This window comes from Streptomyces sp. NPDC007264 (assembly GCF_042869095.1).
Classification (GTDB): Bacteria; Actinomycetota; Actinomycetes; order Streptomycetales; family Streptomycetaceae; genus Streptomyces.
In genome coordinates, this window is record NZ_JBIAFD010000010.1 from 229,113 (window position 1) to 244,686 (window position 15,574).

At 71.1% G+C, this 15,574-nt stretch carries 15 protein-coding genes, 1 other RNA gene and 1 pseudogene; 7 read left to right on the top strand and 10 right to left on the bottom strand.

Annotated elements, in window-relative coordinates:
- Positions 1 to 250 precede the first annotated feature (250 nt).
- Together ACFYMU_RS19625 and ACFYMU_RS19630 are read right to left on the bottom strand one after the other, a co-directional pair.
- Positions 251 to 1,012, bottom strand: a complete 762-nt coding sequence (locus ACFYMU_RS19625; RefSeq protein ID WP_388374432.1) for an ABC transporter permease — start codon at positions 1,010 to 1,012, stop codon at positions 251 to 253.
- Positions 999 to 1,880, bottom strand: coding sequence for an ABC transporter ATP-binding protein (locus tag ACFYMU_RS19630; RefSeq protein WP_388374433.1), 882 nt, complete (start codon positions 1,878 to 1,880; stop codon positions 999 to 1,001). Before ACFYMU_RS19630 ends, ACFYMU_RS19625 begins: the two co-directional genes overlap by 14 nt.
- Before the next feature lie 46 nt (positions 1,881 to 1,926).
- Here ACFYMU_RS19630 and ACFYMU_RS19635 point away from each other — a divergent pair, with 46 nt between their 5' ends.
- Positions 1,927 to 2,559, top strand: a complete 633-nt coding sequence (locus tag ACFYMU_RS19635) for a TetR/AcrR family transcriptional regulator (RefSeq protein WP_388374435.1) — start codon at positions 1,927 to 1,929, stop codon at positions 2,557 to 2,559.
- A gap of 225 nt (positions 2,560 to 2,784) precedes the next feature.
- On the opposite strand, the gene ACFYMU_RS19640 is transcribed toward ACFYMU_RS19635, so the two are convergent.
- A complete protein-coding gene (locus tag ACFYMU_RS19640; protein WP_388374437.1) occupies positions 2,785 to 3,678 on the bottom strand; it encodes an alpha/beta fold hydrolase in 894 nt (297 codons plus the stop codon).
- Positions 3,679 to 3,761: 83 nt separating this feature from the next.
- On the opposite strand from ACFYMU_RS19640, the gene ACFYMU_RS19645 reads away from it, so the two are divergent.
- Entirely contained in the window at positions 3,762 to 4,349 is a 588-nt protein-coding gene (locus ACFYMU_RS19645; protein WP_388374439.1) for a CGNR zinc finger domain-containing protein, read from the top strand.
- A 152-nt stretch (positions 4,350 to 4,501) separates the two neighbouring features.
- Here ACFYMU_RS19645 and ACFYMU_RS19650 read toward each other — a convergent pair.
- Positions 4,502 to 4,939, bottom strand: a pseudogene (locus ACFYMU_RS19650) (ATP-binding protein); the annotation flags it as partial.
- 205 nt (positions 4,940 to 5,144) lie between these two features.
- Between ACFYMU_RS19650 and ACFYMU_RS19655 the strand changes: the two are divergent.
- On the top strand, positions 5,145 to 6,017 hold the full coding sequence (locus ACFYMU_RS19655; RefSeq protein ID WP_388374441.1) for a helix-turn-helix domain-containing protein: 873 nt from the start codon (positions 5,145 to 5,147) through the stop codon (positions 6,015 to 6,017).
- An 11-nt stretch (positions 6,018 to 6,028) separates the two neighbouring features.
- Positions 6,029 to 6,211, top strand: coding sequence for a DUF397 domain-containing protein (locus ACFYMU_RS19660; RefSeq protein WP_388374443.1), 183 nt, complete (start codon positions 6,029 to 6,031; stop codon positions 6,209 to 6,211).
- 124 nt (positions 6,212 to 6,335) lie between these two features.
- Here the strand turns inward: ACFYMU_RS19660 and ACFYMU_RS19665 are convergent, their stop codons facing one another.
- The gene (locus tag ACFYMU_RS19665; RefSeq protein WP_388374445.1) at positions 6,336 to 7,334 is read right to left on the bottom strand and encodes a LysR family transcriptional regulator; all 999 of its coding nucleotides are present in this window, start codon (positions 7,332 to 7,334) and stop codon (positions 6,336 to 6,338) included.
- An 83-nt stretch (positions 7,335 to 7,417) separates the two neighbouring features.
- Here ACFYMU_RS19665 and ACFYMU_RS19670 point away from each other — a divergent pair, with 83 nt between their 5' ends.
- The 3 genes from ACFYMU_RS19670 (at position 7,418) to ACFYMU_RS19680 (ending at position 10,984) form a co-directional block, all read left to right on the top strand.
- Complete coding sequence (locus ACFYMU_RS19670; protein WP_388374447.1) at positions 7,418 to 8,836, top strand: MFS transporter; 1,419 nt, start codon at positions 7,418 to 7,420, stop codon at positions 8,834 to 8,836.
- Positions 8,837 to 9,492: 656 nt separating this feature from the next.
- The gene (locus tag ACFYMU_RS19675) at positions 9,493 to 9,849 is read left to right on the top strand and encodes a hypothetical protein (protein ID WP_388374449.1); all 357 of its coding nucleotides are present in this window, start codon (positions 9,493 to 9,495) and stop codon (positions 9,847 to 9,849) included.
- A gap of 520 nt (positions 9,850 to 10,369) precedes the next feature.
- On the top strand, positions 10,370 to 10,984 hold the full coding sequence (locus ACFYMU_RS19680) for a hypothetical protein (protein WP_388374451.1): 615 nt from the start codon (positions 10,370 to 10,372) through the stop codon (positions 10,982 to 10,984).
- A gap of 21 nt (positions 10,985 to 11,005) precedes the next feature.
- On the opposite strand, the gene ACFYMU_RS19685 is transcribed toward ACFYMU_RS19680, so the two are convergent.
- The 5 genes from ACFYMU_RS19685 to ftsX form a co-directional block, all read right to left on the bottom strand.
- The gene (locus tag ACFYMU_RS19685; protein ID WP_388374453.1) at positions 11,006 to 11,998 is read right to left on the bottom strand and encodes an alpha/beta hydrolase family esterase; all 993 of its coding nucleotides are present in this window, start codon (positions 11,996 to 11,998) and stop codon (positions 11,006 to 11,008) included.
- A 318-nt stretch (positions 11,999 to 12,316) separates the two neighbouring features.
- Positions 12,317 to 12,715, bottom strand: a transfer-messenger RNA (tmRNA) gene (ssrA, locus tag ACFYMU_RS19690).
- Between the two features lie 128 nt (positions 12,716 to 12,843).
- A complete protein-coding gene (gene smpB, locus ACFYMU_RS19695) occupies positions 12,844 to 13,323 on the bottom strand; it encodes an SsrA-binding protein SmpB (protein ID WP_388374455.1) in 480 nt (159 codons plus the stop codon).
- A 102-nt stretch (positions 13,324 to 13,425) separates the two neighbouring features.
- Complete coding sequence (locus tag ACFYMU_RS19700; RefSeq protein ID WP_388374457.1) at positions 13,426 to 14,589, bottom strand: S41 family peptidase; 1,164 nt, start codon at positions 14,587 to 14,589, stop codon at positions 13,426 to 13,428.
- Between the two features lie 67 nt (positions 14,590 to 14,656).
- Positions 14,657 to 15,574: a permease-like cell division protein FtsX gene (gene ftsX, locus ACFYMU_RS19705; RefSeq protein WP_388374459.1), complete on the bottom strand. Its 918-nt coding sequence runs from the start codon at positions 15,572 to 15,574 to the stop codon at positions 14,657 to 14,659.

Sequence of the window (15,574 nt, forward strand, 5' to 3'; positions counted from 1 at the left end):
TGAGGTGTAATCACTCAGCCACTCTTTGCACCGCTGTCGCCCCGCCCACCCACCTCGAACCAGAGAAGCTTGCCGGCACCGGCCCGAGCGGGTCGTCGCCGAGCGGCCGCCGCCCCGGGAGTCCGCGTGCTCCTGCACGAGGAACAGCCGCGCCCGCCGTCGGCAGCGACCCACGGGGTCCCGCGGTCATGGAACCCCGCTCACCCGTCGCACGCGCGAGCGGAGGCGTGCAGCATCCAGGCGCGCTTGCCTAGAGCGCCACCAGCCGACCGCTGCGGCCCTGTAGGCGGACCGAGGCCAGGGTGCCGCAGATCAGTGCCACGCCGAGGAGCGTGCCGCAGGCCGTCGCGGCGGTGGACGCGTCGCCGTCGTGGGCGGCGTGCAGGCCCCGGGCAGCCCAGTAGCCGGGCGAGGCCGGGGCCACGTCCGCGACCCAGGCCGGCAGGACGCCGAGCGGGACGAGCGCGCCGCCGACGCTGCTGAGCAGCATGCCTCCGATGTCGATGGCGGCCGACAGCTCGCCCATGCTGCGGACCAGCACCCCGAGCAGCACGCCGAGGCCGAGCAAGGTGCAGCTCCAGCTGAGCAGGACACCCAGCAGCAGGAACGGATGCGGCACCCTCAGCCCGAAAGCGCACACGCCGAAGCCGACGATCAGAAGCTGCTGTGCCAGCAGGGCCGTGAAGACGGGGACGGCCTTGCCGGTGAGCATCTCCGCCGGATGGAGCGGCGTGCCGCACAGGCGGTCCCAGGTGCGGCCGAGCCGTTCGGCGAGGATCGCGCTGCCGGAGATGCTGAGTGCGAGCAGCGAGAAGGTGACGAGCGTGCCGACGACCGCCTGTTCGGTGCCGGCCGTCCGGCCTTGTGCGGCCAGGTAGAGCGGGCGCAGCAGGGTGATGAAGACGAGCGGCAGGATCATCCGGCTCAGGAGCGGGCCGGGTTCACGCAGCATCAGCAGCGCATTGTGGCGTACCAGGACGCTCAGGCGGGTGGCGGATTCACGCGGCGACATCACGGGGCTCCGTCTTCTCCTCGATCGCTGCGGCTTCCAGGGAGTGGTAGAGGTCGTCCAGACTGGGGCGACGAACGTCGACGGAGGCGGGTGCGCGGCCTGAGGCGAGCAAGGCGGCCAGATCGGCGCCGGGATCCGCGGTCGACAGACGCAGTTCGGGTTCGTCCGGGTCGGGGAAGGTGACCCGTAGTTCGCCCGGCAGGTGGCGGGTGAGCTCTTCCTGTGTACCGCGTGCGATGACGCGCCCGGCCCGGGCGAGTGCCAACGTGGCATCGAGATCGACGAGTTCGGGCAGGTAGTGAGTCGTGTAGACGACGGCGGCGCCGGCCTCGGCGCGGGCCCTGACGGCGGCCAGCAGTGCCGAGCGGGTTTCCGGATCGGCCCCGGCGGTCGGCTCGTCCAGCAGCAGTAACGGCGGAGAGCCGACCATGGCGGTGGCCGCCTGGACGCGACGGCGCTGCCCTCCGGACAGGACGCCCACGGGCCGGTCCGCGACGGCGGCCAGGCAAAGCTCGCCCAGGACCCGGTGGATCTCCGCATCTCGTCCCCGCCCGCGCAGCCCCGCCAGTCCGGCGAACAGCCGCAGGTTCTCCCGTACGGTGACGCTGCCGTACAAGGCCGACTCCTGCGGAGCCACGCCGAGGAGCCGCCGTGCGGCCCGCCCGGCGCGCAGCGCGTCGTACGAGCCGATGCGGATCCGGCCCGCATCGGGACGCACGAGACCGGTGACGACCTCGACGAAGGTGGTCTTGCCGGCACCGTTGTGCCCGATCAGGCCGACGATCTCACCGGGTGCGACCGTCAGGTCGAAGCCGTCGAGCGCGTGACGGCGGCCGTAGCACTTCACCAAACCCTGTGCAGTGAGCATCCTGCCTCCCTGATGTATACGCCGTATACGTCTACACTGTAGACACATGGGCGGCAGACGGGAAGAGATACTGGACGCGGCACTGGCCATCGCCGACGAGCACGGCCTGGAAGCCGTCTCGATGCGCGCACTGGCCGACCGCATCGGCGTCACGCCGATGGCCTTGTACCGGCACGTCAAGGACAAGGCCGCCCTGCTGGACGGCATGGTGGGACGCCTGCTCGCCGCGCTGTTGCCGTCGGACACGGCCGAGGATCAAGCCTGGGACGAACGGCTCGGTGCCCTCGCGCACGCCTGCCGAAAGGTGACCCAGCATCACCCCTGGGCAGCGCACCTGCTCTTTTCACGGCCCGCCGTCACGCCGGACGCCGTGCGCGCGGTGGACATCATCTACACCGCGCTCATCGAAGCCGGCGTTCCCGAGCCCGAAGTACCCCGCCTGGAACGCCTGATCAGCACCTTCGTGATCGGATTCGCCGCCTCCGAAGCCTCGGGCCGCTTCACCCCGGGCGCCCTCGACCCGCGCAGCCGTCGCGGCCGGCTCCCGGACAGCGACCTCCCCGGCCACAGCAAACTCAAGCCATGGCTGGACCTCCCCGTGGACCTCACCGCCGAGTTCGAGGCCGACTTGGACGACATCCGGCGCCTGGTCGAGGCGGCCGCACGGCGGCAGGACTGACCGCCGGCCTTCAGGTACGCGTCCTCGGTACGCGTCCTCCCCCACCTGCGGTATCCCCCCTCGGCCGGCAGGACGCCGGTGGTGCCCCAGAGTGACGCGGGCTCCCTTGTCGCGGGCACGGGTCCCACGACCGAGCGCCACGACGTCGAGCTCGTGCCCCAGGTGCTCACGGACGCGACGGTCGGCGTACCCGTCCGTCCGATGCCCGGCGGGCGGCTGAGACGGTCAGGCCCGGGTGCGGTCGAGGAAGTCGGCGATCAGCGGGGCGATCTGCGGCAGGTGGTCCTCCAACGCGAAGTGGCCGGTCTCGAACAGATGGAGTTCGGCGTCCGGCAGGTCACGCAGGTACGCGCGCGCACCGGGTGCGGGGAAGAACGGGTCGCGGACGCCCCAGGTGATCAGTGTCGGCGGCTGCCGGTCGCGCAGCCACGTCTGCCAGGTGGGATAGGCGGCGATGTTGCTCTTGTAGTCGTAGGCGAGGGCGCGCTGCGCCTGCCGGCGGCCGGGCAGGTCGAGGAAGCGCTGATCGAGCAGCCAGCCCTCGGGGGCGATCAGCTCGGGGTCGGCGGTACCGCCCTCGTACTGGGCACGGGTGGCGTCCAGGGTGAACAGGTCGAGTACGGCCTGCTCGGCGCCGGGGGTGTCGGGGGTGAGGGCGGTGAATGCGCGGGCCGCATCCGACAGTCCCTCGGCGTACGCGTTGCCGTTCTGCACGATCAGGCCCGCGATCCGCTCCGGGTGCCGCAGCGCCAGGCGGAAGCCCACGGGGGCACCGAAGTCGAAGAGGTACATCGCGAACCGGGTCAGCCCGAGGCGTTCGGTGAAGCCCTCGACGACATCGGCGAGCCGCTCGAAGGAGTAGGTGAATCCGTCCGGGGCCCGGGTGTGTCCGAAGCCCGGGTAGTCGGGGGCGATCAGCCGGTAGTGGCTGCCGAGGGTGTCGATGAGGCGGCGGAACTGGTGCGAGGCGGAGGGGAAGCCGTGCAGGAGCAGCACCTCGGGAGCGTCGGCACGCTCGGGCAGGGATTCCCGGTAGAAGACCTCGACTCCGTCGACCTCGACGAACCGGTGGGCGGCCCGGGCCGGAACAGGGATGCGGAACGTACTCGCAGACGTCATGTCACATGCCTCCTTGATGTGAAGATGCATTAGTCCTAACCCAGCTCTGCTAATGCGTCAATCGCGGGAGTTAGCATTAGCCCATGCTTGACAGTGAGCCGCTGACCGGTGAGTCCCTGGCCCTGGACCTGATCAACACACGCCCGCTGAGCGCCGAGGGCCGGGTGGATCTGCTCGGCACCCCTCGGCAGTTGTCCCGGTGGCTGGCGTTGGAGGCGGACCGCCTTCAGGAAGACGTCACGCTCGCGGCACCGACCCGGGACGACCTCCTCCCCGTCCACATCGTCCGAGAGCACACCGAAGCCGCCGTCCGGGCGCTGCTGGACGCAGCCGCGCCTCCCGCGTCCGCCCTGCGCGGGCTGACCGAGGCCCAGCGCGCGGCGCCGCCCGTACGCGAACTCGGCTGGGACGGCACCACGGTCACAGCCACCACCCGCCGCTCCGGCCCGCTCGGTGTCCGACTGGCCGCCGCGCTGGCCGAGGCCGCGGCCCGTCTGCTCACCGACCCCGCGGTCGGCAGGCTCAAGGAATGCGAGGCGGGCGACTGCGTGATGGTCTTCCTGCCGTCGCATCCTCGCCGTCGCTGGTGTTCGCCCGTACGTTGCGGCAACCGGACCCGCGTGGCCCGCTACTACCGGCGCCACAACCCGCCGGACGCGTCCCGCGCCTGATCGCGGCCGCCTCCGCGGAAACCGATCCGCCGGACGGCATGCGGCACCGAGGCCGGTGCAGGGCATGGGCCCGGCCCATGCAACCCGGTCACGGCACAAGCGTCGTCGCCTGTGATCAGCCGAGCGCTCTTCGGGCCTCTCCCCCACTGCCCGCCCACCTCGAACCAGAGCAGCTTCCCGGCACCCCGCCCCAGCAGGTCGTCGCCGAGCGGCCAGCCGCCCCACGAGTCCGCGTGCTCCTGCACGAGGAACAACCCACGCCCGCCGTCGGCACCGGTCGGGGCGGGCACAACCCTGTCCCGGGGAGGCTTGCCGAAGGGCGCCGGAATGTGCGGGTGGCTGTCCCAGACGCCGACGCGCAGCCGCCCGCCGCCCAGGGCGGTCAGCCGGAGGGAGGCGGGGCCGCCGGTGTGCCGGTACGCGTTGGTGACCAACTCGGACGTCAACAACTCGACGACGTCCAGGGCTTCACCCATCCCGTGGCCTTGGAGTGCGGCCCTCACCGTCGCACGTGCGACCCGGGCGGCACGGGGGTCATGGGGCAGACGAAGGGCGTACACCCAGGTGTCGGGCAGGGCTACGGTGGCCATGAAGACCTCCTGGAAGAAGGCGGACACGGGATCGCTCAACGGCCGCGCCGGGCGGTGGCTCTGCCTGGGTGGGTGCGCTTCCGGCTTATGGGTGCGGGGAGTTGGGCGGCGTGAGCTACACCTTAGGGCACGGGGTGTGATAGTTAACATCGATCGAGAGCAAGGATTAACAATTCCCTCCTGTGGGTGACCCCAGGAGGTCGCCATGACGAGAGAAGGCTCAGTGCGACCCAACGCCGCTCCCACCTTGCGCCAGCAGCGCCTCGGCAGCGAGCTACGCAAGCTCCGGGAGCAATCCGGGCTGACCTCGACCGCCGCCGCGGAACTGCTCGGCCTCAAGCAGGCGCAGATCAGCGGCATCGAGTCAGGTCGCTATGCCGTCAGCGCCGACCGGGTCCGCACTCTCGCCCGTGCCTACAGTTGTGACGACCCGGCGCTCGTCGAAGCCTTGGCCGCGATGACCGGCGGCCGCTCACGGGGCTGGTGGGACGAATACCGGGAGTATCTGCCCGTCGGCTTGATCGATCTCGCCGAACTGGAATATCGCGCGGTCGAGTTGCGAGTTTCGCTGTCTCTGCACATCCCTGCCCTGCTGCAGACCAGTGACCACGCCCGAGCCATGCTTCGAGAGGCAGTCCCGCCCTTCCGGCCGTACGAGCTCGAGCACCGCCTCTCGTACCGCATCAAACGTCAGGGGGCCCTGCACCGCTCGACCCCACTCCCCTACAGGGCACTGATACACGAGGCGGCGCTGCGCATGCGGTACGGAGGCCCGGACGTCGCACGCTCTCAACTGGCCCACCTCTTGGAGCTGAGCGAGCAGGACAACATCACCGTCCGGGTCATCCCCTTCACCTCGACACACTTCCCCGGCAATGGTCAGTCCTTCGACTACGCCGTCGGCCCGGTCCCCAAGCTCGACACGGTCCAGTTGGACACCCACCACGGAGGCTGTGAATTCCTCGACGCCGAAGCACAGTTGGCGAAGTACCGCACAGTACTGGAGCAGATGGAATCCTGCGCCCTCGAGCCGGCCGAGTCACGCAGGATGATTGAGCGCCTCATGCAGAGCCTCTGAGAGGGACCGACATGCACATACTCACCTGGCAGAAGTCGACGTACAGCCCGGACGGCTCGAACTGCGTCGAAATAGCCGCCACCCCCACCTCCGTCCACATCCGCGACTCGAAGAACAGCACCGGCCCTCAGCTCACCGTCACCGCCTCCACCTGGGCGAACTTCCTGCCGTACGCGGCCCGAGCGGGACGGTGAGGGGCGGCGGGGCGACCCGCCACCAGGTCCAGAAGGCTGCTGCGCCTTCGCCTGCGGGCATGCCGCAAGGGGCGCCGTGCCCATCAGGTACAAAGGCGCGGAACAACGGCGCCCTGCGACTGACCTACCGGCGGTCAGCGTCGGCACGTGCCGTGTCATCCCCCGGATTCATGACGTCCGCGTCCAGGGCCGGGATCCACCCCCCGGCGGGCTGCCGCAGCCACCCCTCCGCGGCGGCGAGTTCGGCCGACGCGCGTCGAAGCGCGGCGATCCCGGGGTGTGCCAGGCCCTTTCGCCACACCAGTGAGACAGGGGACAGCGGGACGGGGTCGACGAGCGGGCGCAGCACCGTCCCGGGCAGGGCCGGGAAGCCCACCACGGCGAGGACCGGGTGGCGGGTGCGGGCCATGAGCCGCTGGAACTCCTCCTCGCCGACGGCCAGTGGACGCGGCGGGGCGACGCGGATGCCGCGCTCCTCGAAGAGCCGGTGGGCGAGGTCGGTCCACTCCGGTGTGCGCGGGTTGCCCGCGCCGGCGTAGACGGTCTCCCCGGCCAGCGCGTCCAGCGGCACCGCCGCCGACGGCGCCAGCGGGTGGCGCTCGGGCAGCAGGACCGCCATCGGCTCGTAACGTACGGGCTGCTGGTCGAGGCCCGCCCGCAGCGACGGGGCGAGGCCCGCGAACCGGCCGAACGACGCGTCGAGGCGGCCCGCGAGCAGGTCGACGGCGGCGCCCGTCAGACCGCTCTCGTAGCGGGCCATCAGCTCCTGCCCGGGGGCCAGCTCACGGGCCCTGAGCAGCACCCGGCGACCCGTCGTCAGGCCCGGGGAGTTCAGGTCCACCAGCAGCGGGCGCGCCTGCCCGAAGGCGGCGAGCAGTCCGTCGTGGGCGTCGAGGACCCGGCGTGCGTACGGCACCAGCCGCTCGCCGTCGGGCGTCAGGGCCACCTGACGGGTGGTCCGCACGAACAGGTCGGCACCCAACAGGCGCTCCAGCCGGCGGATGTCGCGGCTGAGCGCCTGCTGCGCGACGTACAGGCGGGCAGCGGCCCGGGTGAAGTGCAGTTCCTCGGCGACGGCGAGGAAGGCGCGCAGCAGCCGGGGGTCGACGGTCGTGGCGGACATCCGGGGAACTTACAACCCCGGCGCGTCAATCGCCACGGACTTGGTGTTGGACCACAGACCGGCACACGGCCGACGGTGGAGCCATGCCGCAGCCGCCCCCTCCTCCAGCACCCCTGCCCGCGGTCGTGCAGGACGCCCTGGTCCTGGCCGACCTCACCCGGCGCCGACCGGCGGCCGGAGCGCCGTCCCCCGACAGGGCGGCCGGAGCGCGGTCCCGCAACCGCCCGGCCGGGGCTCGGTCCCGCAACCACGCTGCCGGATCTCGGTCCCGCAACCGTCCGGCCGCCGACGCGTCCCGCAACCCGTACCGCCGTCTCTTCGCCGTCCCCGGCGCCCTCGCCTTCACCACGGGCAACCTCCTCGCCCGGCTGCCCATGGGCATGTTCAGCGTGAGCACGATCATCATGATCGCCGGCTCCCGCGGCTCGTACGCGCTCGCCGGCGCCGTCAGTGCGACGGGCCTCGCGGCGACGGCCCTCGTTGCGCCGTGGGTCGCGCGCCTCGTGGACCGCCACGGCCAGGCCCGGATCGCCGTCCCGGCGACGGCGTTCGCGCTGCTCGGCGGCCTGGCCCTGGTGCTGTGCGTGCACTACGGCGCCCCGGACTGGACCCTCTTCGCCGCCTACGCCGCCACCGCCACCACGCCCAACATCGGCGGCATGTCCCGCGCCCGCTGGGCCCACCTGCTGCGCGGCGACCCGGGGTCCCTGCACACCGCGAACGCCTTCGAGCAGGCCGCGGACGAACTGTGCTTCCTGCTCGGCCCGGTGCTCGCCGCGTTCCTGTGCGGTGTTCTGTTCCCGGAGGCCGGCACGCTGACCGGCGGGATCCTGCTGATGGGCGGCATGCTGCTGTTCACCGCGCAGCGCGCGACGGAGCCGCCGCCGGGGCGGCAGGCGCACGCGGCGCCCCCGCTCCGGGCGCCGGGCATGCCCCCGCTGCTGCTCGGCCTCCTCGCCACCGGGGCGGTGTTCGGCTCGATGGAGGTCGTCACCGTCGCGTTCGCGGACGCGCAGGGTCACCGGTCGGCCGCGGGGGTCGTCCTCGGGCTGCAGGCGGCCGGGTCGTGCGCGGCCGGTCTCCTCTACGGCGTGCTGAAGCCCGCCGGCCCCGCCGAACGCCGCCATGTGCGGTGCCTCGCGGCCATGACGGCCCTGATGACCCTGCCGTTGCTCGCGGCGCGCACCGCGGGCTCCCTGCTCGCGCTCGCGCCCGCGCTGCTCGTCGCGGGCATGGCCACCGCGCCCACCATGGTCACGGCGATGACCCTGGTGCAGCGGCGCACACCGGAGGGCCGGCTGAACGAGGGGATGACCCTGGCGGTGACGGGCCTGCTGGGCGGCATCGCCTGCGGCTCCGCCGCCGGCGGCTGGGCGGCGGAGCACCTGTCCCCGTCGGCCGGGTTCACCGTGCCGGCGGCCGCGGCGGCCGTGGCCCTGGTGATCACGGCCGGGCGCCGGCTCGCCGTTCGCGTGGTCACCGATTCCCGCGCCCCCCGTTGACACGCGCACGGCCCACCTCGGCAAGGCAGAGAGCGAGCACGACCCCCGGGTACAGAGGTCCTCGCGTGCCACCACGACGAACCCGGCGGACATTGCTCAGGCGGGCTGTAGTGTGCGGATCGCATCTCGTACCCCGGCGGCCCGGGCGCAGAACTCCGGAGTCGGCATCGAGCCCGACCCGGGAGGTTGCGGGCCCGTCCGTGCCGCGACAGGCTCGGGCAGAGGCCCCCGGGCAGGGCGTCCGGACGGCCGGGGCCGCTGCAGCCGGTGCACTGCATCAGGGTGTGGGGTGCCCGGGGCCGAACAGTGGGCGGCTCGGGAGGCAGCTTGTCGATCAGCCGTCGCCGGACGAAGGCACCCGACCGGGGTTGTTTGTTGCTGCGAACACCAGAGGGTTGACACGATCTGTCGCAAGCCGATCACAGGAAGTCGTCACCCCCGCCAACGGGGGTCTTGCGTACGGGGAGGGCGGGTGGAGTCTTTCCGCCCGCTTCCTTGGAAAGGCACCCGGGTCTCGCACCCCGGAGCCCGAGGCTCAGGCCTCGCAGACGGCTCACGCGAGGGGTGGCGTCCTCTGCGATGCCGGGAAGACCGATCCCGTCGGCTGCTCCGCCAGTACCGTAGGCAACAGGGAGCACACAACGAAGGAACCTCACGTGACCACCCAGCCAGACCACGGACGGGAACTGATCCCTCGACCGGAACGAACCCCCGAGGCTGTCCGTGTCGCACTCGCCCGCGTCGCTCCCCACCGGCTCGCCGACATGGAGCGGCACAAGGAACAGGCCGTCGCCGCCGCCATCACGGACGGAAAGATCGGCCACCTCCAGCACTGGCTGAGCCACTGGCACGCGCAGGTCGAGGTCGAACGACGTCCTGACCTGTCCGCCCGCTACCGCGCCGCGCTCACCGCCGTGAACCGCACTGATGGCAAGGACGACCCCGCCTTCCGATCCGGGATGAACGACCTGGCCGCCGTCGAAGCGGAGGCTCAGCGGGCGGTGTCCGCGTGACCTGGCAGTGGGAGTACGACCCGGACGAACAGCATGTCGCGGGCGGCGCCCCTCCCGCGTTCCTCGCGGAGGTCGAGAAGAAAGCCGACGAACTGGTCCGCGCCGCGGCAGCCTTCTACCTCAAGGCAGCGCCTACCAAGGAGAAGGCCGAACGGGGGCTTCGCCCACGTGGCTGGAGGCTTCTTCAACTACCTGGTCGTCCCTCGGCACGAACGGCTCTACATCATGCAGGTGACCTTCCTCTGACGCGCGCGGCCTGTTGCCCGTGATGGGGCCGCACGGCGGGTCTCGCAACCCGGAGCCCGGGGCCCGGGCCCCGTGGGCGGCGTATGCGAGAAAGGCCGTCCAGGCGCCGGCGGGGCTTCGAGAGCCGAGCTTCGAGTCGCGGACGTAGACGGTGTGGGGCTGGCGGCGACTCGCGGCTCAGGCTGTCGGGCTGATCTCCACATACGGAAAGATGCACACGACATCAGGCAAACTCCCGTGAAGAAATCGCATTCCCGCAAGGACCAAGCCCACGATGCCCAGGAATCTGGCAGAACTCGCCCATGCAGCCCTGACGGCCGGATACATGCCAGACACCGACGGGGCGCACTCCGTGCTCACCCGTCTCGACAGTACGACCAGGGCCGTCGTCGCCGACGTGTCTCTGCGTGACAACCTCGGCTTCGTCCTGCTCTTCCACCGCCGCAGGGACGGCCACGTCGCCGAGGAACTCTATGCCTCGACCCGACTTGGCGACGGGTCGTGGGCACGAGCGGACCACCTGTCCGGGGGCGTCACGGCAATCGGCCCGGCGGGCATCCGGTATGGGGCGGGCTTGTCGAACGGCAGGTCTCTGGTGCCGTTCGGAGAGTCGGAGACCTGCCTGTTCACTGGTCGGCCCCAGGCCGACGACGGGTACGAACTCCTCCGCTTCCACGAGTTGCTCGTGGAAGCGGAGGCCGACCATCTGAACGTCGAGGGAACTTCCCCGGAAACTGGCCTCCCGCGCGACCGGATCCGGAAGTCGCTCGTGTCCCCGGTCGCCCTCTTCGCCCTCTTCCCTGGCGAGCGGATCACCGTTCGCGCGATGGTGGAGACGGGGACCGGTCCGCAGCCTCTGGGCGAGCCGTACGAGCTGACCGGCCCCTGACGTGCCCGGGCGTGCGCCGGATCAGCCCAGCCCCCACGCCCGCCCGAGGCGGTACGCGGCGCACAGGTCGACGTCGAGGATGTAGGAGCCCGCCGTTCCGCACTGCTCGGCGCCGCTGCCGGGATCGACGGGCTGCCCGTGGCCCATGCCGGTGATGCTGTAGGTCTCCACGACGGGGTCGCCGGCCGGGTCCCGGAAGACCTGGTGCGGATATCCCGCGACGGTGTCGCTGACGTCGGCGGTCTGGTCGGCGCCGTGCACGTCGGTCCACTGCTTCATCAGGTCCGTCATGTTGACGGGCTTCACCGTGTAGTCGGCGCTGCCCTGGAAGACGGTCAGGGTGGGCCAGGGGCCGCCGTAGCCGGGCCGGGCGGCCCGGACCCGGTCGCCCCACTGCTTCGGTGTCTGCGTGGCGCCGACGTACATGCAGACGTACGGCGATCCGGCGGCCTGCGCGCAGCCGTACGGCAGTCCGGCGGCGATGCCGCCCGCGGCGAACTTCTCCGGGTAGGCCGCCATCATCACGGCGGTCATCGCGCCTCCGGCGGACAGCCCGGTGACATACACGCGTGCCGCGTCGCCCGACACGTCGGCGAGTTGCCGGTCGACCATCTGCGCGACGGACGCGGCCTCGCCCTGGCCGCGCTCGATGTCCCCGCTCTGGAACCAGTCGAAGCAGTTCGAGAGGTTGTTGGCGCTCTGCTGCTGCGGCAGCACCACCGAGAAGCCCCACCGGTCGGCGAGCTGGATCCATCCGCTGCCGGTGCCGTAGCCGGCGGCGTCCTGCGTGCACCCGTGCAGCGCGACGACGACGGGCCGCCCGGCGGGCAGCCCGGCGGGGACGTAGCGGAACATGCGGAGGGCTCCGGGGTTGGATCCGAACCCGGTGACCTCCTGGAGGGACGCGGCCGACGCCCTGCCGGGGGCGAGGAGGGCGGTGATCAAGGCGGTGATCAGGGCAACCAGGAGGGTCGCCGGGACGAGTGGTCGACGTGCGGCTCTGGTCTGTGTCATGAGGAGGGACCGTAGAAGCGGCAACCACCCACCGATATGGCGTGGGACCCCACACCGGGGCCACCGACGGTGGGGTGCGCCCCCCAGGGGTGCGGGTGGCGAAGCCCCCGCCCGCGCGGCGAAGCCGCGCAACAACGACGAAGGCGACGCGGCCCACGCTTTCCGCGCGCGGGCACACCGCCCACCCCGAAACCCCCGGCCCACCCCGCCACAAGGGGGGTGCGGGTGGCGAAGCCCCCGCCCGCGCGGCGAAGCCGCGCAAGAACGACGAAGGCGACGCGGCCCGCGCTTTCCGCGGGCACACGTCGCCTGTCGCCTTCGTGGAGATGGCGGGAATCGAACCCGCGTCCAACGGTGCGGAATCAGGGCTTCTCCGTGTGCAGTCCGCTGTGCTTTTCTCGGCCCCGGAGATCACGCGGACAAGTCTCCGACGGGCTCAGTCACTGTGTGGTTTCCCTCTTCACCCCGTGACCGGGATCAAGGTTTAGTCCCCTAGCTGATGCCAGGATCCGGGTCGGGAACAGCCCCGGGCTGACACTCCCTTTAGTAGGAGGCTCGCTCGCGCTGCCTATCAGGCAGCGAGGGCGAAGGCCTGCTGGGAGGAATCGCGCTTGATGTTGGCGATTATTTTTTTCGGCCTGTGGTTTACGAGATCATGGCCGCTTCCTCGACACGCTTCCCCTGCTTCGACAGCCGCTGTCGAAACCGATCATCCCCATGTTGATTTTTCAATGAACGAACCCCTCCGGAGAGGGATCCGCGCGGCACCTTCGGTGAGGTGCGGTGCCATCGTACGTGACCAACGCGGACGGGTGCCAGCCTATTCCCGCCGCCGGGCGGTACCGCTAGGCGCGCTGCTTGCGGCGGATCGCCGAGATCGTCCGCTCCGCCTCTCGGCGGTCCTGCTTCTCGCGGAGCGTCTGCCGCTTGTCGTACTCCTTCTTGCCCTTCGCCAGCGCGATCTCGACCTTGGCGCGGCCGTCCTTGAAGTACAGCGCCAGGGGCACGATCGTGTGGCCCGTCTCCTGGGACTTGGCCTCCAGCTTGTCGATCTCCTCGCGGTGCAGCAGCAGCTTCCGCTTGCGGCGGGCGCTGTGGTTGGTCCAGGTGCCCTGGGTGTACTCCGGCACGTGCACGTTGTGCAGCCACGCCTCGTGCCCGTCCAGCTGCACGAACCCGTCGACCAGCGAGGCCCGCCCCTGGCGCAGTGACTTCACCTCGGTCCCGGTGAGCACGAGACCGGCCTCGTAGGTGTCGAGGATGTGGTAGTCGTGCCGCGCCTTCTTGTTCTGCGCGATCAGTTTGCGCCCTTTTTCCTTAGCCATAGTGCCGCCCATTTTCGCACCCCGGAGGGGGTGTCCGGAAAGCCGATTACCGCGGGCCGAGGAGGGCCCGGGAAGACCCGGGAAGATCCGGGGAGAGGCGGCCTACGAGGCGTCGCCGAGGCCGCTGAGCACCGTCTCCGCCCGCTCCAGCACCTCGTCGTCGGCCTCCAGGTCGGGGGTGATGCCGCGACCGTCGACCCCGCGGCCCGACGGAGTGCGGTAGTGCCCGACGGTCAGCTCGGCGACGGAGCCGTCGGGCAGCCGGCTCGGCATCTGGACCGAGCCCTTGCCGAAGGTGCGGGTGCCGACCACGACGGCCCGCCCACGGTCCTGGAGGGCCCCGGTGAGCAGTTCGGCCGCGCTCATCGTGCCGCCGTCGACGAGGGCGACCAGGGGCCGGGCGGTGTCGCCGCCCGGGGCGGCGTGCAGGGCCTGCTCCTCGCCGTCGACGTCGTACGTCGCCACGAGCCCCCCGTCCAGGAAGGCGGACGCGGCGGTGACGGCCTCGGTGACCAGACCACCGGAGTTGCCCCGCAGGTCGAGGACGATCCCGGCGCCCTTCGGCGCGGTGTCGACGGCGTGCCGTACCAGGCCGCCGGACCCCTTGGTGAAGGCGGCGACCTTGACCACGGTGATGTCGCGGGCGAGCCGTCGCGCGGTCACCGAGTCCGTGGACAGCCGGGCCCGGCGCACCACCCGGCACCAGGTGCGGGTGCCGCGCTGCAGCCCGAGCCGGACCCGGGTTCCGGCGCTCGCGTCGTCGGCGTCGCCGCGCAGCAGGGAGACGACCTCGGTGACGGGTCTGCCGTCGACGTCGGTGCCGTCGACGCTGCGCAGCCGGTCCCCCACGCGGATCCCCGCCGCGGCCGCCGGCGAGCCGGGGTGCACCCGGGTCACCTGGATCCGGCCGTCGCGCTCGCGCCGGGCCGACAGGCCGACGCCGGTGTACGCACCGTCCAGCGCCTCTTGGAACTCCTGGTACTCGCCCTGGGAGTAGACGGCACCCCAGCGGTCGCCGCTGCGGCTGACGGCGCGCTCGGCGGCCTCCATGGGGGACTTGCCGTCGGCCATCGCCCTCGCCGCCGCCTCGGTGACGTCCTCGCGGTGGCCGGCGGGGACCGCCTGCTCGGGCGAGGCGGGCTTGCGGGCCGCGTCGTCGAACGAGCCGGTCGCGGCGCCCGCGACGAGCACGCTCGCGAAGACCAATGTCAAGGCCGCCCCGTGGCGGATGCGGCGGGGCTCACAGAACAGGTCACGGCCTGACATGGCGGTGAGTCTAGGACAACGCACGGGGCCGTACGGGCGGTTGCCCCTACGGCCCCGTTGGCGTGCGTCACACCTTCAGGTACTTGCGCAACGCGAAGAACGCCGCCAGCGCCGGCATCAGCAGGCTGGTGGCGAGTATCAGCGGCAGCTTCGTCAGCACGGCGTCCCAGCCGATGAAGTTGATCAGGTTCAGCTTGTGGGACAGGTCCAGACCGTGGTCGATGATGAAGTACCGGGCGATCAACAGGAATCCGCAGGCGACCGTGCCGCCGATGACTCCGGCGACCGCGGCCTCCATGATGAACGGCGCCTGGATGTAGAAGCCGGAGGCGCCGACCAGGCGCATGATGCCGGTCTCACGGCGACGGCTGAACGCGGAGACGCGCACGGTGTTGACGATCAGCATCAGCGCGACGACCAGCATCATCGCCATGACCGCGCGGGCGGCCCAGTTCATGCCGTTGAGCAGCCCGAAGAGGTTGTCCAGGATGCCCTTCTGGTCCTGCACCGACTGCACACCGTCACGGCCGTTGAAGGCGCTCGCGATGACCTGGTACTGCTCCGGCTTCTTCAGCTTGATGCGGTACGACTCCTGCATCTGGTCCGGGGTGAGCGAGCTGGCCAGCGGGGAGTCGCCGAACTGTTCCTTGTAGTGCTTGTACGCATCGTCCTGGGACTCGTGGGTGACCTTCTGGACGACGGTCATCTTGTCCAGGTCGCTGAGGATCTGCTTCTTCTGCTCCTCGGTGACCGCGCCCTTGGAGCAGTGGGGATCGGACTCCGCGTCGCTCTTGTTGCAGAGGAAGATCGAGACGTTGACCTTGTCGTACCAGTAGCCCTTCATCTGGTTCACCTGGTCGCTCATGAGGAGCGAGCCGCCGAACAGGGCGAGCGAGAGGGCGACCGAGACGATCACCGCGAAGGTCATCGTCAGATTGCGGCGGAGACCGACACCGATCTCCGACAGAACGAACTGCGCGCGCAT